Annotated in this window: 16 protein-coding genes; 10 read left to right on the top strand and 6 right to left on the bottom strand. The window is 40.7% G+C overall.

Annotated elements, in window-relative coordinates; all coding sequences use genetic code 11:
- Positions 1-76: 76 nt before the first annotated feature.
- From FFM67_RS01750 to nifJ, 6 genes are all read left to right on the top strand, one after another.
- Positions 77-2,215: a DNA internalization-related competence protein ComEC/Rec2 gene (locus tag FFM67_RS01750; RefSeq protein ID WP_137612957.1), complete on the top strand. Its 2,139-nt coding sequence runs from the start codon at positions 77-79 to the stop codon at positions 2,213-2,215.
- 132 nt (positions 2,216-2,347) lie between these two features.
- Positions 2,348-3,376, top strand: a complete 1,029-nt coding sequence (gene holA / locus FFM67_RS01745; RefSeq protein ID WP_137612956.1) for a DNA polymerase III subunit delta — start codon at positions 2,348-2,350, stop codon at positions 3,374-3,376.
- A gap of 318 nt (positions 3,377-3,694) precedes the next feature.
- Complete coding sequence (locus FFM67_RS01740; RefSeq protein WP_137612955.1) at positions 3,695-4,144, top strand: flavodoxin; 450 nt, start codon at positions 3,695-3,697, stop codon at positions 4,142-4,144.
- Positions 4,145-4,171: 27 nt separating this feature from the next.
- Positions 4,172-5,008: a sulfide/dihydroorotate dehydrogenase-like FAD/NAD-binding protein gene (locus tag FFM67_RS01735; protein ID WP_137612954.1), complete on the top strand. Its 837-nt coding sequence runs from the start codon at positions 4,172-4,174 to the stop codon at positions 5,006-5,008.
- Positions 5,001-6,410 carry an NADPH-dependent glutamate synthase gene (gltA, locus tag FFM67_RS01730; protein ID WP_137612953.1) on the top strand — a complete coding sequence of 470 codons (1,410 nt, stop codon included), beginning with the start codon at positions 5,001-5,003 and terminating at the stop codon, positions 6,408-6,410. The genes FFM67_RS01735 and gltA overlap by 8 nt, the downstream gene beginning before the upstream one ends.
- Before the next feature lie 11 nt (positions 6,411-6,421).
- The gene (gene nifJ, locus FFM67_RS01725; RefSeq protein WP_174784450.1) at positions 6,422-9,955 is read left to right on the top strand and encodes a pyruvate:ferredoxin (flavodoxin) oxidoreductase; all 3,534 of its coding nucleotides are present in this window, start codon (positions 6,422-6,424) and stop codon (positions 9,953-9,955) included.
- Between the two features lie 93 nt (positions 9,956-10,048).
- Here the strand turns inward: nifJ and rpsT are convergent, their stop codons facing one another.
- The 5 genes from rpsT to FFM67_RS01700 form a co-directional block, all read right to left on the bottom strand.
- The gene (gene rpsT, locus FFM67_RS01720; RefSeq protein WP_137612951.1) at positions 10,049-10,303 is read right to left on the bottom strand and encodes a 30S ribosomal protein S20; all 255 of its coding nucleotides are present in this window, start codon (positions 10,301-10,303) and stop codon (positions 10,049-10,051) included.
- Positions 10,304-10,458: 155 nt separating this feature from the next.
- Positions 10,459-12,345: a heavy metal translocating P-type ATPase gene (locus FFM67_RS01715; RefSeq protein ID WP_174784449.1), complete on the bottom strand. Its 1,887-nt coding sequence runs from the start codon at positions 12,343-12,345 to the stop codon at positions 10,459-10,461.
- Positions 12,346-12,587: 242 nt separating this feature from the next.
- Complete coding sequence (locus tag FFM67_RS01710) at positions 12,588-13,421, bottom strand: undecaprenyl-diphosphate phosphatase (protein WP_137612950.1); 834 nt, start codon at positions 13,419-13,421, stop codon at positions 12,588-12,590.
- Between the two features lie 193 nt (positions 13,422-13,614).
- Positions 13,615-14,319: a histidine phosphatase family protein gene (locus FFM67_RS01705; RefSeq protein ID WP_137612949.1), complete on the bottom strand. Its 705-nt coding sequence runs from the start codon at positions 14,317-14,319 to the stop codon at positions 13,615-13,617.
- Positions 14,320-14,342: 23 nt separating this feature from the next.
- Positions 14,343-14,969: an MBL fold metallo-hydrolase gene (locus FFM67_RS01700; RefSeq protein ID WP_137612948.1), complete on the bottom strand. Its 627-nt coding sequence runs from the start codon at positions 14,967-14,969 to the stop codon at positions 14,343-14,345.
- A 202-nt stretch (positions 14,970-15,171) separates the two neighbouring features.
- Here FFM67_RS01700 and FFM67_RS01695 point away from each other — a divergent pair, with 202 nt between their 5' ends.
- Both FFM67_RS01695 and FFM67_RS01690 read left to right on the top strand, forming a co-directional pair.
- Positions 15,172-15,543, top strand: a complete 372-nt coding sequence (locus FFM67_RS01695) for a phage holin family protein (protein WP_170177972.1) — start codon at positions 15,172-15,174, stop codon at positions 15,541-15,543.
- A 92-nt stretch (positions 15,544-15,635) separates the two neighbouring features.
- Positions 15,636-17,978, top strand: a complete 2,343-nt coding sequence (locus FFM67_RS01690; protein ID WP_137612947.1) for an ATP-dependent DNA helicase — start codon at positions 15,636-15,638, stop codon at positions 17,976-17,978.
- A 43-nt stretch (positions 17,979-18,021) separates the two neighbouring features.
- Here FFM67_RS01690 and FFM67_RS01685 read toward each other — a convergent pair whose 3' ends face one another.
- On the bottom strand, positions 18,022-18,513 hold the full coding sequence (locus FFM67_RS01685; RefSeq protein ID WP_137612946.1) for a YajQ family cyclic di-GMP-binding protein: 492 nt from the start codon (positions 18,511-18,513) through the stop codon (positions 18,022-18,024).
- Between the two features lie 155 nt (positions 18,514-18,668).
- Here FFM67_RS01685 and FFM67_RS01680 point away from each other — a divergent pair, with 155 nt between their 5' ends.
- On the top strand, positions 18,669-19,568 hold the full coding sequence (locus FFM67_RS01680) for a YitT family protein (RefSeq protein WP_137612945.1): 900 nt from the start codon (positions 18,669-18,671) through the stop codon (positions 19,566-19,568).
- Between the two features lie 95 nt (positions 19,569-19,663).
- The gene (locus tag FFM67_RS01675) at positions 19,664-20,005 is read left to right on the top strand and encodes a metal-sulfur cluster assembly factor (RefSeq protein WP_137612944.1); all 342 of its coding nucleotides are present in this window, start codon (positions 19,664-19,666) and stop codon (positions 20,003-20,005) included.
- The last annotated feature ends 401 nt before the right edge of the window (positions 20,006-20,406 follow it).

Genomic DNA, 20,406 nt, shown 5'->3' with positions numbered 1-20,406 from the left:
AAACTATTTAATCCTACCGATTCTAGTTGCCATTTTAACAGCCAGTTTTGTCTATCAATTCAATGGCTGGCTGCTGATGCTATGGAGCCTTTTAGTCATCCGAATCTGCTGCATGAAAAACCGTGAGCTATTGCTGCTGGTTTTACTGTGCAGTTTTTTTGTAGTCGTTCGGACGTATTTTTATCTCTCCACATTGGAGGCTTCGCCGGGAAAAATAAACCAGCAAATCATGCAGGTCGAAGCAGACTCTCTGACGATTGACGGAAATTTTTTGACACTGAAAGGAAACTTGGACGGGAAAAACTATTTGGTTTATTATACACTGACTTCAGAAACTGAAAAAGAACAGTGGCGAGGACGAAAAATCGTGGATCAAGTTCTACTTAGCGGGGAAACGCAAAATTTTGAACCGGCGCGGAATTTGAATAGCTTCAATCAACAACACTATTATAAAAGTTTAGGGATTAGTCAACTATTATTGGCGGATTCGATTCTTCTAAGAAAACAAACGGGTTTTCATTTAAAAAATCTTCGTCAACAATTAATCCTAGCAATTGATTCTAAATACCCGCCTCGTCTAGCCAGCTATGTAAAAGCATTAGTGGTTGGCTACAAAGATTCAGAATTCGATGAATATGGCTCACTTTATCGAAAAATCGGTCTGCTGCATTTATTTACGCTATCAGGGTTACATATTCAGTTTTATTTAGGTGGTATTCATCTTGTGTTGAAGCGGCTGGGTTTGATTAGAGAGACTCGGCTTGTACTTTTAAGTATCAGTGGGGGGTTGCTAATCTTTTTGACAGGCGGAAGCTTTAGCACAATTAGAGCAGTAATGAGTTTCCTGATTGCTTTTTGCTGTCTGAAATTGCAATTAAAACTTTCTAAACTGGATCAGTGGAGTATTATGTTATTGGGATTGGTATTTTGTTTCCCGTTAGTTTTGTGGTCGGTAGGCGCGCAATTAAGCCTTTACTTTGCGCTAATTCTACTTTATCTAACAGATCTTAAACTGAAAGCTTGGCAGCACAGTCTGCTTTTTTCGCTGTGCTCCTTGCCATTATTGATATATAGCTTCAGTGAATGGGCGATCGCTGGCGGCTTGTTTACTTTATTATTATTCCCGCTTTTTGAGTGGGTGATCTTGCCTTGTTGCTTGGTGCTACTTATTGGTAGTTTTATTCCGCTGCCAAGCTTTTTTAGTCAGCTAGTGGCTTTCTTATTTCAATTAATAGAAAAAGTGCTGGAACTGCTTTCGATCCCGAATCTGACCATCGGAAAGCCAACGTTTCTGCTATTATTAGTGTTAATTGGATTGGTTTTAATCCGTTTTGATCGAATAAAGGCCGGCAAGAAACGCTATGGGCTATTGTTAGTCGCCAGCCTATTGATCGTTTCTATCGCTTATTCGGAAAAAGGGATTGTGGCATTTGTGGATGTCGGCCAAGGAGACAGCATTTTTATCAAGCTGCCCTTCAAGCAGGAGACGTTTTTGATCGACACAGGAGGCCGTTTGGCGTTTCAACAAGCGGCATGGCAGAGACGAAAGCCAAAACATAGTTCTGACTATCAGCTGTTACCTTTCTTGAAATCATTAGGTTGTGACCAAATCGATCACTTAATCGTTACTCATAATGATGCGGATCATATGGGTGAATTAAGTCATGTCCTTGACGAAATAAAAATAAAAAATCTCTATTTAGCCAAGGGCTCACAAATGGAATTACGGTCACTTTTAACAAAAGTCAAACAAACGAAGATTCATTTAGTCTCTCGTGGAGCGGTTATTGGAGAACGGTTAAAATTACATGTTCTATCACCAACGGTAAGTCAAGGAGCGAATGACGATTCCATTGTGACTTATTTTCAAGTCAATCAACAGAAATTTTTATTGACGGGAGATTTAGAAATGGCGGGCGAACAAAAATTACTAGAAAATTATCCTCATTTAAAAACCGATTTTTTGAAAGTTGGGCATCACGGCAGTAATACCTCAACGAGTCTGGCTTTTTTAACAACTTTAAGGCCAAAATACGGCATTATTTCTGCTGGTAAAAAGAACCGCTACGGTCATCCGACTGCGGAAACAATCAGTAAATTAAAAGAGCAGAACATCCGAATTTTCCGCACAGATCAAAACGGTATGGTCTATTACCAATGGTCAGGAATAACCCATCGCGGGGAAATGAAACAACTGATAGATTTTCCAGAATAATCGTGGTAGCATGGAAAAGCAGGTTTAGGTTAGCAAATTTTTTTGAATAGTATTTTTCGAAAATCGAATCACTGAGGATATGAGAACGATTAAAAATAGAATTTCTTTTTAACTTTAGATAGGAGTATTTAAATGACTACACAAGAGGCCCTCCAGCAAATCAAAAATGCCCCGCTGGCTCCGGTATACTTGATTACTGGTACCGAAGATTTTTTGATACAAGAAGTTCGTCAAGCGTTCTTCGATCGAATGAAGCAGGATAATTTAGAAGAATTAAATTTTATGTCCTTTGATATGGAAGAAAGTGGATTAGGTGCAGTGATTGATGAGGCTGAAACGTTGCCATTTTTTGGTGACTATCGCTTGATCTTCGTGGAGAATCCTTATTTTTTAACTGGTGAAAAGAAAAACAACACGCCAGAACAGGATACGGACGCCTTGCTGGAGTATCTAAAACACCCCTTAGAAACGTCAGTCGTAGTCTTTTGGGCCAGTTACAACAAGTTAGATGCCCGTAAAAAGATTACTAAAGCATTGAAAAAGACAACGGTGATCGATGCGGCACCTTTACAGGAAAAAGAGTTGCGAAACTTTTTACAGCGTTATATTAGTAATGAAAATATCAAGATTTCAAGAGAAGCTTTCGATCTATTTTTGCGTTTGACGGATTATGATCTATCAAAGGCTATGAATGAGGTAGAGAAATTAGTACTCTTAGCCGGTACTGGGGGAACGATTACCTTGCAACTAGTAGAGGACCTCGTCCCGAAAACGTTGGAGCACAATATTTTTGAACTAACCGAGCAGATTTTAAAAGGAGATACCGCTAAAGCGTATCAAACTTACGAAGAATTGCATCTTCAAGGAGAAGAAACAATCAAATTGACTGCCATCCTAATTGGACAGATCCGTCTGCTACTACAAACCAAAATTTTGCAAAAAATTGGTTATCAGCAAGCCAACATCGCGGAAACATTAGGGATTCATCCGTATCGCGTAAAACTGGCGATGCAGCAGGTAGCCAAATTTCCATTGAACTTATTAGTCTCGATGTATGATGATTTGGTGGAAAATGATTACGAAGTCAAAACTGGTCAAGCGGATAAGGAATTAAATTTTCAATTATTTATTCTAAAATCCACTGAGCAAATCAAAAAATAATTCACTAATTCAAACTAGCAAAGAAACGGGAAAATGGTTCCAGTCTTTGCTAGTTTTTTTGCGCTAGTAAAAAAATTGGATTGAATGGCCAATATATTTTTCTACATTTTAAAAATTAAAAAGCCTTATCTATGTTTAACAATTCACATTTTTGAGGTATGATATAGCGAGAGAGTGAAAAAAGTAAAGCGCTTTTTTGTAGATTGTTTCATTTGAAATAAGCAGAATAGATGAATAATTTTTGATCCAACTGACCATTATTTGTCTTTTTTGTCTTTATTTATATATATCATTTCAATTAAAGGAAGGATGAAGAAAATGACACTAGCAAAAATTGTTTACGCATCAAACACAGGAAATACTGAGGGGATTTCTGAAATTTTGGAGGATGCTTTTAAAGCCCACGACATTACCGTAGAGCGAGTAGAAGCGGATGATGCGGATGCAGATTTTTACGAAGATGCAGATATCTGTGTATTGGCGACGTATACAGACGGCGATGGGGAATTGCCTTTTGATTTAGAAGATTTACACGAAGAATTGCCTGATGAAGATTTGGCTGGCAAGGTTTACGGTGTTGTAGGCAGCGGTGATAGTGAACTGTATCCGGATTACTTCTGCCATGCTGCAGATGCTTTTGAAGAAGCCTTTGCTAAAACAGGCGCGAAAAAAGCGACTGAAACAGTGAAAATCGAAAATGAAGCGGACGATGATGACGAGGAAGTCTTGAACGCTTTCGTTAAAACGTTGATCGAAGCTGTAAAATAAGTTTTAACGAAAAAATGAGGTGAAGATTTGTTTAAGGTATTAGAGCGAAAAGAATTGGCACCTACGGAATTTGAGATTCTAGTCGATGCCCCTCGGATCGCTAAGAAGGCAAAGGCTGGACAATTTGTCATTCTGCGAATCGATGAGTACGGCGAACGGATTCCATTAACGGTTGTTGATACGGATACAGAAGCTGGCTGGGTTCGACTAATTTTTCAAGTAATCGGTAAAACGACCGCACAACTTGCCACCGTTAGAGCAGGCGAAGCATTAAGGTATATTGTTGGTCCTCTGGGTAAGGCGACCGACATCGAAAATTATGGAACCGTTCTCTTAGTTGGTGGAGGTGTTGGCATCGCTGCGCTATTTCCAATTGTTAAGGCACTGAAAGAAGCGGGCAACCGCGTCATTACTATCTTGGGAGCGAAAAATGCGGAATTACTGATCTTACAGGAGGATTGTGCCAAATATTCGGATGAACTCATCTTAATGACTGACGACGGCTCCATTGGGCAAAAAGGAGTAGTCACGAATGCGATGGAGGCTGTATTCAAACGGGAAGAAGTCGTGATGACTTGGGCGATCGGCCCTAGTATCATGATGAAGTTCTGTACGCTTACCGCGCAAAAATACAATACGCCGATCTATGTCTCTTTAAATCCAATCATGATTGACGGCACCGGCATGTGCGGCGGCTGCCGAGTGACAGTGGCGGATTCGATTAAGTTCGCTTGTGTGGATGGTCCTGAATTTTTAGGCGAAGAAGTTGACTGGGATGAATTTGTTAATCGCATGCAGCAATATCGACCTGAAGAACAGCTCTCTAACGAAAGATATGAAAAGCAGGTGAATGCCAATGGCTAAACGTAGTTATACCAAGACGCCAATGAAAGAGCAAGCACCTGAGATTCGCAAGCATAACTTCGATGAAGTGGCATTGGGTTACACGCTGGAAGAAGGACAGCTAGAAGCAAGCCGTTGTTTACAATGTAAAAATGCGCCTTGTATTGATAAATGTCCAGTCATGATCGATATCCCAGGCTTTATTCAAGCAATCGCAGAGGGTGATATGTCTCAAGCCTATGAAGTGCTAAGCCGTTACACCAACTTGCCGGCGATTTGTGGTCGGGTTTGCCCGCAAGAAAAGCAGTGCGAAATGGTTTGCCGGTTAGGCCGCTCTAAGAAGTTTGAACCAGTAGCAATCGGAAAATTGGAACGCTTGGTAGCCGATTGGGCGTTAGACCAGCCTTATGAAGCTCATGAAGTGGGGCAAAATAAGGGGCGGGTCGCAGTCATTGGTTCAGGTCCGTCTGGACTAACTACTGCTGGCGATTTGGCTAAATTAGGCTATGATGTGACGATCTATGAAGCGCTACATTCACCCGGTGGTGTTTTGACATACGGCATTCCAGAATTTCGCTTGCCAAAAAAAATTGTCAAACAAGAAATCGATCGAATTATCGCTCAAGGAGTTAATTTAGAAACAAATGTAGTTGTTGGGAAAACCATTACTATGAATGAAATTATCGAGGAATTTGACGCTTGTTACCTCTCTGTTGGAGCTGGGGCGCCAAGATTTCAAGGAATTAAAGGAACCTCATTGAACGGGGTCTATTCTTCTAGTGAATATTTGACGCGGGTCAACTTGATGCATGGCTATCAATTCCCTCAATACGATACGCCGGTCCAAAAATCAGAAAATGTTGTGGTAATCGGTGGCGGAAACGTCGCGATGGATGCGGCTAGATCAGCCAAACGATTAGGCGCGGAAAATGTATCGATCGTTTATCGTCGCTCATTAGAGGAATTGCCAGCCCGTGAAGAAGAATACCATCATTCAGTAGAAGAAGGAATCAATTACCATTGGTTGAGTAATCCGATTGAGTATCTGGATGACGGCAATGGTCGCCTGACTGCGGTAAAATGCATGCAAATGGAATTAGGCGAACCTGATGAATCTGGTCGTCGCCGTCCGATTGTGATTCCCGGAAGTGAATTTATTATTGAAGCAGATACCGCAATCGAAGCAATCGGTCAAGGTGCGAACAAAGTCTTATTAGACACTTTTCCAGAGTTAGCTTTGAACAAATGGGGCTATATCGACGCAGATGAAGAATCTTGTGAGACATCGATCCCAGGCGTTTTTGCAGGCGGAGATATCGTTACTGGAGCTGCGACAGTCATCTTGGCAATGGGTGCCGGTAAAATAGCAGCAAATGAAATCGATCAATATATTCAAAAAACAAAGCAGGAGCAATTGGTTTAAGCGAGGTGCAAATGATGAAAACGATGAAAACAATGGATGGAAATACTGCGGCAGCTCATATTTCTTACGCCTTCACCGAGGTTGCCGGAATCTATCCCATCACTCCTAGTTCGACGATGGCGGAAGTTGTCGATGAATGGGCAGAACAAGGACGTAAAAATATTTTCAATGAGACGGTCAAAGTCGTTGAAATGCAGTCAGAAGCTGGGGCTGCCGGAACCGTACACGGCTCATTAAAAACAGGTGTCTTAACAACCACGTATACCGCTTCACAGGGATTATTATTGATGATTCCGAATATGTTTAAGATTGCTGGCGAATTATTACCGACTGTTTTTCATGTAGCTGCGCGAGCGGTCTCTACCAATGCATTGAGTATTTTCGGCGATCATAGTGATGTAATGGCTGCTCGCCAGACAGGATTTTGTATGTTGGCTGAAGGGGGCGTTCAAGAAGTCATGGATCTATCCGCCGTGGCTCACTTAGCGAGTATTGAAGGTAAGCTACCTTTTCTGAATTTTTTTGACGGCTTTAGAACGAGTCATGAGCTGCAAAAAATCGAAGTACTTGATTATGAAGACTTGAAGGCAATGATGAACTGGGATGCCTTAGCGGAGTTCAGACGATTAGGAATGAATCCGAATCGTCCGAATGTTTCTGGAACGGCACAAAACCCTGATATTCATTTTCAACAAAGAGAAACAGTTAATCGTTACTACGATGAAATGCCTGCGATCGTTCAGAAATACATGAATAAGATCAATGATTTGCGAGGCACTGAGTATGATTTGACAAATTATTATGGAGATCCGGAAGCAACGGAAGTCATCATCGCAATGGGTTCAGCTTCGCCAACGATCCAACAAACTGTGGATTATTTAAATACGAATGGCCGCAAAGTCGGCTTTATCGATATCCATTTGTATCGTCCGTTCCCGGCAGAAAATCTATTAGCGAAATTGCCAGCAAGTGTTGAGAAAGTTGCTGTACTAGACCGGACCAAAGAACCTGGATCCGATGGGGAACCACTATTATTAGATGTACAGAGTGTCTTATATCGTCATTCGAATCGTCCAATTGTGATTGGTGGACGGTACGGAATCGCTTCAAAAGATGTGACACCAGACCAAATCGTAGGCGTGTTTAATCATTTAGTATTACCGATCAATGAGATGAAGCAACGCTTTACTATTGGGATCAATGATGATGTCACTCACTTGTCTTTACCAATGAGTGATATCCTAGATCTGACACCAGAATCAACCTTCCAAGCAAAATTTTTGGGACTCGGTTCTGATGGAACGGTGGGAGCCAATAAACAAGCCATCAAAATCATCGGAAATAACACTGATTATTATGCTCAGGCCTATTTCTCTTATGATTCCAAAAAATCGGGTGGATTGACAAATTCTCATTTACGTTTTGGGAAAGAACCGATTCTTTCGACGTATAACGTAGAGGCGGCTGATTTTATCGGCTGTCATAACAGCGCTTACATCCATCAATATGATTTGGTGAAGGGGCTAAAAGATGGCGGGACCTTCTTACTGAATACTGTTTGGGATGAAGAGAAAGTCCGGCAGTTATTGCCAAGCCGGATCAAACGCTATTTAGCAGAGCATCAGATTAATTTCTATACTATTAACGCGATGGAAATCGCTCAAAAAGCCGGGTTAGGTGGGCGAATCAATCAAGTCATGTCAACAGCTTTCTTTGAGCTGACAGATATCATGGATCACGAGACCTATTTGCCATTACTTAAGGGTGAAGTTGACGCTGCTTATGGTAAAAAGTCGAGAACCATCGTGGAGCGAAACTGGCAGGCGATTGATTTGACGGTTGCTGAGTTGAAAAAAATCGAGATCCCAGCTGAATGGGCAACGTTAGAAGTCAAGGAACAGATCAAAGAAACGGATCTGAGCAAGCCAGCTTATATCCGCAATATTCTAGAGCCCATCAATCGTCAAGAAGGCAATCAGCTTTCAGTTAATGACTTGATCGAAAACGGCATGTTAGGCGGTGTAATGCCTTCTGGCACAGCAGCCTACGAGAAGCGAGGGATCGCTTTAGAAGTGCCTGAATGGATTCCTGAGGCTTGTACGATGTGTAATGAATGCGCCTTTGTTTGTCCCCACGCGGCGATTCGACCATTCTTGGCGGATGACGAAGAGTTGGAGGATGCACCAGCAGGTTTTATTACACGCGATATGAAAGGGAAAAGTGGCCTAAAATATCGGATTCAAGTTTCTTTAGAAGATTGTACCGGATGCGGACTTTGTGCCGAAGTGTGTCCAGCAAAAGAAAAAGCGCTAGTCATGAAGTCTTACGAAGATCAAAAAGAGCAGGCAATCAACTGGGCTTTTGCTATGACATTACGGCAAAAAGAAAATCCTGCGAAGAAATTCTCAGTCTTAGGGTCACAGTTTGAGCAGCCACTGCTTGAATTCTCCGGTGCTTGTGCAGGCTGTGGTGAAACACCCTATGTTAAACTTTTAACCCAGCTTTATGGCGATCGCATGATGATTGCTAACACAACTGGTTGTTCTTCTATTTGGGGCGGTTCGTCGCCGGCTGCACCCTATACCGTCAATCAAAATGGCTGCGGTCCCGCTTGGAGTAACTCACTCTTTGAGGACAACGCTGAATATGGTCTAGGGATGCACGTGGCGAATATGACCAAACGAAATCGAGTAGCTAACAAAATCAAAACCATCTTGGACAAAGGCGTAGGGTCGGAGGATACTAAGGCTCAATTACAAGATTGGCTAGATCATATGCAAGAAGGCGAAGGCAGTCAGCAACGAGCCGCTAAGCTAAAAGCGACATTAAGTGGTGAAACGAATGAAGAGCTGCAGTCGATTTTAGCGGACAAGGATATGTTCGTAAAACCAAGTCAATGGATCATTGGCGGTGATGGTTGGGCATATGACATCGGCTTTAGTGGAATCGACCATGTACTGGCTTCCGGTGAGGATGTTAATATTTTAGTCATGGACAATGAGCTTTATGCCAACACGGGTGGACAGATGTCTAAAGCGACTCCTTCTGCTGCCATCGCAAAATTTGCGGCAGGTGGGAAGAAGACGAAGAAAAAAGACTTAGGCATGATTGCGATGACCTATCGTGATGTTTATGTGGCACAGGTTGCGATTGAGGCAAATCCGACCCAAGCGTTGAAGGCAATTCAAGAGGCTGAAGCTTACCCAGGGCCATCAATTATTATTGGTTACACGCCTTGTATTAATCATGGTCTTCGCGGTGGCATGAGCCAATCAATCAAAGAATCTAAAGAAGCCGTAGAATCCGGCTATTGGCAACTGTACCGTTTTGATCCAGTTCGAGCTCAAAAGGGCAAAGAACCAATGCGGATCGACTTTAAGAAAGCTGACTTCAGTAGGATGAACGACTTCCTTGAAGAGCAAACACGTTTTTCTGCTTTGCATAATATCAAGGAAAATGATGAAGTCGTTGAAGAAATGTTGAATCAAACAGTGGAAGATATGGAAGAGCGTTCTAAAAATTATAGTGAGTTAACAATAAAATAAGCAGTAAAGCCACCGAATTTTAGTTATTAAAATTCGGTGGCTTTTTTTAAGTGTAAGTGTAAATAAAAAAACCGATCAAAAGATCGGTTTTTATTATTTTGCTAATTTTTTAGAAAGACGTGCTTTATCACGGTTTGCCTTGTTTTTGTGGATCAAACCTTTTGATTCAGCCATATCGATAGCTTTAGCAGCTTCTTTATATAAGTCGTTCATATTTTCAGCACCTGCAGCAGCAGCTTCTTCAAATTTCTTAACGGTTGTACGCATTGCGCTCATTTGTGATGAGTTTTTAGCGTTAGCAGCTTCGCTAGTGCGGACACGTTTGATTGCAGATTCAATGTTTGGCATGGATTTCACCTCCGGATTTAGTCTTATACGGTTATAGCCGTACAATTCAACATTACTCATTATACATAAAGGAAGATTCCAATGCAATAAAATCGTGACAAGTTTTTTTCCTTAACAGAAAATTTACTGTTTGCTACAGGTATTCTTGCTAAAAATTAGCTGACGGCTTGATAAAGCGGGCAGGCTGTGCATTTTTCTGCTTTGTTGTGTGGACGTTCCTTCAATGGAATCAGCATTCTCAGTCCATTCAAGATAACTAAAATAGTGCTGCCTTCATGTCCGACGACTCCAAGCGGTAAGGTTAGAAACTGGAGAAAATTACTGGCGATCAAAAGAAGGATCACGCTAATTGAAAACAGAATATTTTGTCGGACGAGGCGCTTCATTTTCTTGGCCAGTCGATGACTGTACATCAATTTCGTCAAGTCATTCTTCATTAAAACCATATCAGAAACTTCCATCGCAACATCGGTTCCTTCACCCATTGCAATTCCAACGCTGGCAGTCGCAAGTGCAGGAGCATCATTGATTCCATCGCCCACCATCGCGTTGACTGGATAACTTTCTTGCTGTTGTTTGACTAGAGACGTTTTATCCGCAGGAAGTAGACCGCTATGAAAATCATTTAATCCAAGCTGTTGCGCTACAAAGCTGGCAGCTCCATGATTATCACCAGTCAACATCACCGTTTGAACTGCTTGTGCATCAAAGTAGGCGATGACTTCTTTCGTAAAAGGCTTAGGTAGATCCATTAGGGCGATTAAAGCGACTAATTTTCCATCGCTAGTAAGTGCAACAACTGTTTTCCCTTCATTATGCCATTGAGCAATTAAAGGTTGTTGCATTTGTTTTTCCGAAGGCTTTCCTAAGCACCAAGTCCGGTCAGCATAAACCGTTTCTAAGCCCTTACCAGCTTTCTCTTCCACCTGGAGGTCCAAGGTTTCTTCTTTTTCAAAAAACTTGGCAATGGCGATGGCTAATGGATGAGCTGATTGGCGTTCCATCGAATAGAAGATTCTCGGAATGACAGGATCAGTTGAAAAAGTTTGATAGTTAGTGACAAGCGGTTTCCCTTTGGTCAGCGTTCCTGTCTTATCAAAAGAGATCGCCTGTAGCTCGGCTAATTTTTCTAGTGTTTTTCCCGACTTAAAAAGAATCCCATGCTTCGCGCCATTGGAAATCGCGGCTAATGTCGCAGGTGTCGCAGAGGCGACCAAGGCACAAGGGGAGGCCACGACTAGGAGTACCATCCCACGATAGAAACTCTCAGTAAAGCTCCAGCCAAGTAAGAAATGGGTCACTAAGATCATCAATGGGACGGTGATTAAAACGATTTTAACGTAACTGTTTTCAATCTTTTCGATGAAAGTTGCAGTGGCACTTTGTTCTTTTTGGGCATTTTCCACTAGCCGTAAAATTTGTGAAACTAGAGTATCATTACTCATCTTTGTCACTGTTAAGGTGAACGCTTGTCCGACGTTGATCGTCCCGCCAAAAACATCATCCCCGGGATTTTTTTCGACAGGGACGGCTTCACCGGTGATTGCCGATTCATCAATCGAAGAAGCTGTTAAAATCTCCCCATCAATCGGTACGGCAGTGCCTTTAGGAACGAACACGCGATCATTCAGCTTTAATGTTTCAACAGGGACTGTAAGGTGTTCACCAGCGACAACTTTTAATGCTTCTTTTGGTGCCACATTCATTAGAGCGGTAATTTCTTTCATACTTTTATTAGTAGCATATTCCTCCAATGCACCACTGAGACAAAAGATAAAGGTCAGCATCGCACCTTCAAACCAATTGCCAATCAAGCAGGCGCCGATCGCTGCTAAGGCCATCAATAAATCGACATTTAAGCTTTTTTCATGAATGAGTTCTGAGATACCTTCAAAGGTTTGTTTCCACCCGCCGCTAATGATGGCTAGAACAAAGACGAGGGGGAAGATGGGAGACGCAAAGGCCATAAGCATTTTTCCACTGATTAAAAAGATCAGGCAAAACAAAGTTGAGAGAAAAGCATTTCGTTCTTGAGTATTCATAACTTTTCCTCCTTTCACCCTCATAGTATCACAGTCGATTATTCAAATGATAATGAAATTAGCTAATTGAGAACGAAAGTAATTATCATTTAGACTTGAGAATGACTATCATTAGTATATAATAGAAGAAAGCAAGCGATTACATAAGGAGAACGGAACAACGGAGAATGATCGCTTTTTATAATAATTATCGATTAGTATGAAAGTAGCAAAAAAAGAAAAGACCCGCAATTATGCGCGTCTTACATGGCGATCAGCCAGTAGCCGATCAAGATGATACCAAGAATAATTCGATACCAGCCAAAGGCGGTAAAATCATTTCTTTTAATATAATCCAATAAGAATTTGATAGCGATAATGGAGACGACAAATGCTGTGACCATACCGACTAATAACACGATCGTTTCAGAAGAGCCAAATGAATTTCCGTGAGAAATAAATTTGAAAATCTTCAAGCCGCTAGCACCAAACATGACGGGAATTCCTAAGAAGAAAGAAAATTCAGTTGCTACAAAACGAGAGCTGCCAATAATAATTGCCCCTAAAATTGTTGCACCAGAGCGAGAGGTTCCGGGAACCAAAGACAATAATTGAAATGCCCCTACGATCAATGCAGCTTTGTAAGTGAAGTCATTTAACGTAGTGACTTTTGGTTGTTTATGTTTGTTTTGTTTTTCAACAACGATAAACGCAATCCCATATACAATCAACATAATTGCCACAGGTAAAAACTTATGAAAATGAGCGTCTAAGAAGTCATCAGCTGGAATACCAATTACAGCTGCCGGGAGACAGGCGATGATGACCTTAAACCATAATGTCCAAGTATCTTTTTTTTCGGCTGAGGTCTTACTGGGGGCGAAGGGATTCAGCTTGCTGAAGTATAAAACGACGACTGCCAAAATCGCTCCTAGTTGAATCACGACGTTAAACATCTCAGTGAAGGCGGGGCTCATGTTCATTTTGATAAATTCGTCGGCTAAGATCAAATGACCGGTAGAAGAAATCGGTAGCCATTCTGTGATCCCTTCGACGATACCAAGAATAATGGCTTTAAAAATATTAGCAATAAGCATACGATACGTCCTTTCAGATTAGTAACATAAAATAGTATACCGTTTCGCTAATCAAAAAACCATCGAAAAAAAACTAAACTTTTTTAAAGAAGCCGTGACAGAAGCACTCACCTTTAAGCAATAAGCTATTGCTGGAGCGTTGTTTATTCAGAAAAGAGAAGCGGTGACAAAAATATTGTCACCGCTTCTACGCTTATTCGTCAATTTGATCAGAAATCTTTTTCCCGCGTTCCATGTAACTAATATCATTGATTGCACGGATCGAAAATTCACCATTCTCGTATCGCAGGCGATTAATACTGCCATTTAGCAGATTTGCTCGAACAGGTTGGTTTGAATCGATCAAGCTTAATAAGAAAGCAATCGTTAAACCATGAGATACGATTAAGACATTTCCACCGCCTTGTTTTTCACGTTGTTGGGCGATATCTTCAAAACCGTTCCAGACACGATCCCGTAATTTTTCGTAAGGTTCTGCCCAGTTTGCTGTGTCTGCTCCTTCCACTGCATTTGCGATTTCTTCAAAGCTGACATCGGTCGCAAATAAGTCATCTTCCGTTTTAAAGTTCAAAACACGAGGCAAGACGCCCCACATTTCTGCATCATAGGCGCCTTCTAAAGAACCAAAGCACCATTCACGAATTCTGGGATCCACATGGTAAGGAATATCTTTCCCGTCTGGATGTTCCCCTAAGAGAATTCGCATGGTTTCAATCGCCCGTCCGGAATCACTTGAATAGGCTTCTTCAAACTTCGTGTCTTGTAATCCAAGCCCCACGTAGTGGATACCATCGCGGCCGCTTTGGGTCAGCGGAGTGTCACACCAGCCTTGTACACGTGCTAATGTATTGAACATCGTTTTACCATGTCGTACAATGTAAAGATTTGTTTCTGCCATATTTAAAACCTCCAAAAAGTTGATTAATTAAAAAAAGGATTCGTGTCTATCTCTTGACCAATCGTCGTTGCCGGACCATGCCCGGGATAAGCTGGCAATTCGCGAGGTAAGGTAAAGAGATACGTTTTAACACTATATAGAAGCTGCTGTAGATCTCCCGTGTAAAGATCCGTGCGACCGATACTTCCTTTAAATAGAGCATCTCCCACGACGACAAAATTGTCAAAAATAAAGCTGACGCTACCGATAGAATGTCCCGGAGTCGGAACCACTTGAAAGGTCATGTCGCCAATTGTGTATTCTTTCAGCTCAAATTCAAATTCTGCTGGTTGAACAATCAAATCTGGCATATCATCATGTCGACCTAAACCTGATAGATTCAAGATAGGGTCACCTAACCATTTTTGTTCCAATGGACTGACATAGACCGGAATAGCATACAATTTTCGTAATTGTTCTACCGCTCCAATATGGTCATAATGGGTGTGGGTTAAAAGAATTGCCTGTGGTTTTTTACCGATACGTTCAATTTCTGCAGCTAAGCGATCTCCCTCAGCGCCTGGATCAACAATTAGTAAATTCTGCTCGTTATGGATCAAGTAACAATTTTCTTGCGCAATTCCCGTAACGAAGCCTTCGATTTGAATCATTATTTCCCTCCTAACTCATTCTCTATAGAAAATGAGCCTCAATTTCACATCAACTAGGGCTTCTCGTTTAGAGACCCAGACTGAATTTCATCTTTATTATACCTTAAAAGCAAAAAATATGTGGAATCCCTGAACGAATTTGACATTTAAGTAAGCATTGCGCCTTTTTCTTTCGTTAATAATAGTAAAGGGGGAATTTATTATGACAAATTGGATGAAAATGATTGAAGGAGAGCCAAACGTACTATTTGTTTTAGCCTTAATTTCATTAGCTATGCTGCTGGATTTGATCACCGGATTGATTGCTGCACGATTGACTAAACAACTCTCATCAAAAATTGGAATTAATGGGATTTTACGGAAGATCGCCAGTATTTTGTTACTGCTATTTTTCCTGCCAGTGGCAAGCTTGATCCCAATGAATGCGGGCAACGTCTTGCTTTACGCGTTTTATCTATCGTTTCTATTTATGGAAATGCATTCGATCTTTGAAAACTACGAAAAAATGGGAATTGCGACGGATCTTTTTCGCGACTTTCTGCAGCGTTTAATAGATAAGTCGGAGGACGAGTAACACTTGACGCCGTTTAGAAAATCTTCTATGGTTGAACAGCAAAAACTTTTAAAGGAAAACAAATGATAAAAAAAGATAAATGAGGTGAAGACATGACAGTCAAGAAAATAGCCATTCGAGAATTAGTTGAATTCATTCTACGCAGCGGCAGTATTGATGAAGGAAAAAACAGCAGCCACACACCTCAAGAGGGTGCTAGAATTCATCGCAAGTTGCAGAAAGAAGCTGGATCGAGCTATCAGAAAGAAGTCTGGCTGAAAAAGCCACTAACCATTGCCGGCATCGAGGTTCAAATTGAGGGCCGCGCAGATGGAATCTTTCTACAAGATGAGCTGACTTATATCGATGAGATAAAAACCTCAGAAACACCTATTGAAGATTTAGAAGAAGGGATCATTAATCTGTATTTTTATCAAGCAATGGTCTACGCCTATATCTTTAGCGAACAAGAGGAATTAAGTGAAATCGGGACGCGTTTGACTTATTTTCAGACGACGGAAGAAAAAATGACGCGACAAGAACGTCGTTTTAGCTTTCAAGAACTCTCAGATTTCTTTACTGATTTAGTCCAACGTTATGAGAATTGGCTCGTTTTTCAGATGGATTGGCGTGAAACGAGAAATCAATCGTTAAAAGAATTAGTATTTCCATTTGGGACCTATCGCAAAGGACAGCGCGAGTTAGCTGCCGCTGTTTACAAGACGATTCATGCACAACAAAAGCTTTTTGTTGAAGCACCGACTGGGACAGGTAAAACGATGTCGACCTTGTTTCCCACGTTCAAAGCGATGGGTGAAGAACTAGGTGAAAGGATCTTTTATTTGACCGCCAAAACAATCACCCGACAGGTCGCGGAAGAAACCGTGACTAAAATTACTCAAGAAGCCGCACGAATCAAAAGCGTAACTTTAACGGCGAAGGATAAGATTTGTTTTTTGACTGAACGAAATTGTACGCCGGAGCATTGCCCGTTTGCTAAGGGCTATTACGACCGCGTGAACGATGGTTTATGGGATATGTTGAATAACGATGATCACTATACTCGTCCAGTGATTGAAGACTATGCGCGCAAGCATGAGCTTTGTCCTTTTGAATTATCATTAGATGTTAGCCGCTTTTGTGATCTTGTCATAGGAGACTATAATTATCTCTTTGATCCAACTGTGTATTTACGCCGTTTTTTTGAAGAAGAAAATAAAACGAACTTGGTATTAGTGGATGAAGCTCATAATCTAGTCAATCGATCAAAAGAAATGTACTCTGCTAGTATCTCAAGAAACAATTTAGCGACTATTCAAAAAGATTTAAAAAGTTCTTTTAAAAAACTCAATAAAGCTTTTATAAAGGTCGATAACGAGTTTGAATTGATTTACCAAGCTCTTGCTGGCGAAGCCTATCTCCATCAACAAAGTGCGCCAGAAGGGTTGATTAAAAGTCTTTTTAAAGTTCAAGAATTGATTAAGGAATGGTTGGCGGAAAATCCCGAAGACCCCATGCAGCAACGAATGCTACCAGTTTATTTTGAGATTTTACGTTTTACGCGAATGAGTGAGTTCTATGACGATCATTACGAGACAACGGTAGAATATAAACAGTATGACTTGATTGTAAAGGAATATTGCATCGATCCTTCCTATTTTCTGGAACAGACCATGGACAAAGTTGGCAGTAGTATCCTATTCTCAGCAAGCTTTTCGCCATTAGATTATTATCAAGAAGTCTTAGGCGGAGGGGAAGAAAGTTTAACGTATCGTTTGCCTAGTCCGTTCCCAAGTGAAAATCGTTTAGTGCTAGTAGATGCAAGTATTCAAACGACTTATCAGAAACGAGTCCAAAATATTCCAAAAATTGCTGAGGCAGTTGAAGCACTGGTCAAAGCTAAAACCGGAAACTATTTAGTCTTTTTACCGTCTTTTCAGTTTCTTGATCAAGTAGCGGATTATTTTCATGAAAAATATCCAGAATACGCGATACAAATCCAAGGATCAAAATTAAATGAGCAGGAACGCGAAGAATTTCTAGCTGCGTTTGTAAATCAGCCCCAAAAAACGTTGATTGGCTTCTGTGTGCTAGGTGGAATCTTCTCTGAAGGAATTGATTTGGTGGGTGAAAAGCTTATTGGAACGGTTGTTGTTGGCGTGGGACTCCCGCAAATCAATCACGAACAAGAGTTAATCAAAGAATATTATGATGAGAAAAAGGACGAAGGATTCAGTTATGCCTACCAATTGCCTGGGATGAACAAAGTCATCCAAGCAGCCGGACGTGTGATCAGAACAATGAAGGATCAGGGAATCATTTTACTTTTGGATCAGCGATATACGAATCCTCATTATCAAAAATTATTACCGATTAGTTGGTGTGATCGTAAAGTAGTGTATGATGCGGAAGAATTAGGGAAAACAATCCAAGACTTTTGGGAAAGTACAGAATAAAAAAATAGGCTATGTTAGATTTTAATCTAACATAGCCTATTTTTTAGCGATAATTAGTAAATTGTAGATCAATCGGTAGGTCGATGTCTTTCACTAAAGCAATCACCTTCTGTAAATCGTCACGATTTTTTCCAGTGACCCTTAATTGATCTTCTTGAATTTGCGCTTTAACTTTGATTTTGCTGTTCTTGATAGCAGTCGTTAATTTTTTGGCGCTTTCCTTATCAATACCACTCACCAAATCAGCTTTCTGACGAGCATTGCCGCCAAGGGCATGCTCTGAATTGGAAAACTGAATATTTTTTAATGGAACCCCACGTTTGATCAATTTACTGAACAAGACTTCTTTGACTTGTTCGATCTTGTAATCGTCCTCTGCAGTAACGACTAATTGGTTGCCTTCTGTAGTAATGTCAAAGGTACTGCCCTTGAAGTCAAAACGATTCTTTAATTCTTTCAATGCGATTTGAACCCCATTTTTGACTTCTTCTTTGTTCAATTCTGATACGATATCAAAGCTTGCTTCTTTCGCCATCATTGTCCTCCTAAAACTTTTGAATCTTTTCCTCTAGTTTATCAAAAATTGATAAGAAAGCCATAATTATTCTCCAATAAGCGAATGAAAACGATTGATTATTCACATAGAGAACTGGTACTCTATTATGGGTTTGAATGAAGGAGGAATAGCTGATGCAAAATGTTATTAATTACACATCAAAAGATTTGGCAAAAAAAATTGTTGTCATTCTTTTTACAGGCTTAACAGGAGCTGTTGGGCTGAATTATTTTTTGATTCCAGCAAATGTTTTTTCAGCGGGGATGACAGGGATTGCTCAAATTTTAGAACATTTATTAACGAGCTTTGGCTTAACGATTGATACCGGGATCTTGATTTTCCTATTGAATGTTCCTGTATTTATTTTAGGCTTTATAAAATTAGGAAAATCGGCAATGATTTTAAGTTTTGCCAACGTAATCTCGATGTCCTTTTTTACCACCTTGATTCCAGTTGGACAAGTGACGGATAACGTCTTGATGAATGCTATTACTGGTGGGGTATTACTAGGAATTGGCGCAGGTTTTTCGTTGAAGTTAGGCTTTACAACTGGTGGTTTGGATATCGTTTCTTTACTTTTATCTAAAACAACCGGGCGCACCGTAGGCAATTATATGATGCTATTAAACGGTGTGATCGTCGTAGTCGCAGGTTTCTTCTTTACTTGGGAGAGTGCTCTTTACACCATCATCACGATTTTCACAATGAGTTCCGTAGTTGACTTTGTCCACACGAGTCACCAGAAGATGACAGCCTTCATTAGTACAAATAAAAGCAAGGAAATGTGTGAAGCGTTAAGTCGTGAACTGCTTCGAGGGTTGACAGTTATTCCTGCACGTGGTGGTTTTAGTTCAACGGAACGGGAGGTCATTATGATCGTTTTAACCCGCTATGAATTGTATACGTTAAAGCAAGTCGTGACGGATATTGATCCGAATTCATTTACCAATATTATGGCGACGGATTCTGTCGTGGGCTCTTTCTTGACCGAGGACGAACAGATCCAGATGAAAAAAATAAAGGTAGATCAATAAAGATTCTTAAATGAGAATGACTGGCCATCAATTCTCATTTACAAACTGAATAAGATGGAGTAAAATACGGGTGAACTCAAAAGGGAGTGGAGCGAATGGAAGAGAAAGCACCAAAATGGACCGAAGCAGAAGTTGCTGAAATTAAAGAAAATATTTTGACCGCTTTAGAGTCAGTTATTGACCCTGAGTTAGGTATCGATATCGTCAATCTTGGTTTGATTTATGAAGTTGATTTTGAACAGACTGGAAATACTATTATCAAAATGACCTTAACCACCATGGGCTGCCCATTGGCGGACATTTTAACGGATAATATTCAATCAGCATTGGCTGAAATTCCAGAAGTCAGCAACGTTGAAGTGAAACTTGTGTGGTATCCTGCATGGACAACCGATAAGATGAGCCGTTATGCGCGGATTGCTTTGGGAATTCGTTAAGAATCCATTGTTTACGTTTTTTTAGTGGTCAGTATAAATTGACTACAGTTATTTTACATAAAGTCCTCGCTTTAATTAGAGCAAGGGCTTTTTTTATTGATGTCGAAGAACTTTTTGTATAAGCTTTAATTAATCACTAAACAAGTTAGGCTAAACGCTTAGAAAGTTTTTTTAGCCAAGGACAGCGCATTGAATCATCTGTTTTTTAGCTAAAACTAAGTAAGGAGTTGAAAGCGGATAAAGACCAGTAAAAAATGGTATAGATTATTTTGGTGTTCATTAGTTCAATTATTAGGTGGCTTACTGTTTCTCTTTGTCTTCAAATCGCGATCCAGCGATCTGGTTGCACTTCTTTTCTTCATCGCAGCGTTAGTGACTGTTTCTCGAGGAATTAGCTTACG

The sequence above is a fragment of the Enterococcus viikkiensis genome (genome assembly GCF_005405345.1).
In the GTDB taxonomy this organism is placed as follows: Bacteria; Bacillota; Bacilli; order Lactobacillales; family Enterococcaceae; genus Enterococcus_A; species Enterococcus_A viikkiensis.
This window is presented reverse-complemented; position numbering and strand designations above follow the sequence as displayed.

Excerpts from the sequence above, each read along its gene's own strand:
- FFM67_RS01750 (WP_137612957.1), top strand. The coding sequence starts at position 77 with ATGCTATGGAGCCTTTTAGTCATCCGAATCTGCTGCATGAAAAACCGT.
- FFM67_RS01710 (WP_137612950.1), bottom strand. The coding sequence starts at position 13,421 with ATGCTTATTGCTAATATTTTTAAAGCCATTATTCTTGGTATCGTCGAA.
- gltA (WP_137612953.1), top strand. The coding sequence starts at position 5,001 with ATGGCTAAACGTAGTTATACCAAGACGCCAATGAAAGAGCAAGCACCT.
- FFM67_RS01675 (WP_137612944.1), top strand. The coding sequence starts at position 19,664 with ATGGAAGAGAAAGCACCAAAATGGACCGAAGCAGAAGTTGCTGAAATT.
- nifJ (WP_174784450.1), top strand. The coding sequence starts at position 6,422 with ATGATGAAAACGATGAAAACAATGGATGGAAATACTGCGGCAGCTCAT.
- FFM67_RS01715 (WP_174784449.1), bottom strand. The coding sequence starts at position 12,345 with ATGAATACTCAAGAACGAAATGCTTTTCTCTCAACTTTGTTTTGCCTG.
- FFM67_RS01700 (WP_137612948.1), bottom strand. The coding sequence starts at position 14,969 with ATGATTCAAATCGAAGGCTTCGTTACGGGAATTGCGCAAGAAAATTGT.
- FFM67_RS01690 (WP_137612947.1), top strand. The coding sequence starts at position 15,636 with ATGACAGTCAAGAAAATAGCCATTCGAGAATTAGTTGAATTCATTCTA.
- rpsT (WP_137612951.1), bottom strand. The coding sequence starts at position 10,303 with ATGCCAAACATTGAATCTGCAATCAAACGTGTCCGCACTAGCGAAGCT.
- FFM67_RS01685 (WP_137612946.1), bottom strand. The coding sequence starts at position 18,513 with ATGGCGAAAGAAGCAAGCTTTGATATCGTATCAGAATTGAACAAAGAA.
- FFM67_RS01680 (WP_137612945.1), top strand. The coding sequence starts at position 18,669 with ATGCAAAATGTTATTAATTACACATCAAAAGATTTGGCAAAAAAAATT.
- holA (WP_137612956.1), top strand. The coding sequence starts at position 2,348 with ATGACTACACAAGAGGCCCTCCAGCAAATCAAAAATGCCCCGCTGGCT.
- FFM67_RS01705 (WP_137612949.1), bottom strand. The coding sequence starts at position 14,319 with ATGGCAGAAACAAATCTTTACATTGTACGACATGGTAAAACGATGTTC.
- FFM67_RS01740 (WP_137612955.1), top strand. The coding sequence starts at position 3,695 with ATGACACTAGCAAAAATTGTTTACGCATCAAACACAGGAAATACTGAG.
- FFM67_RS01695 (WP_170177972.1), top strand. The coding sequence starts at position 15,172 with ATGACAAATTGGATGAAAATGATTGAAGGAGAGCCAAACGTACTATTT.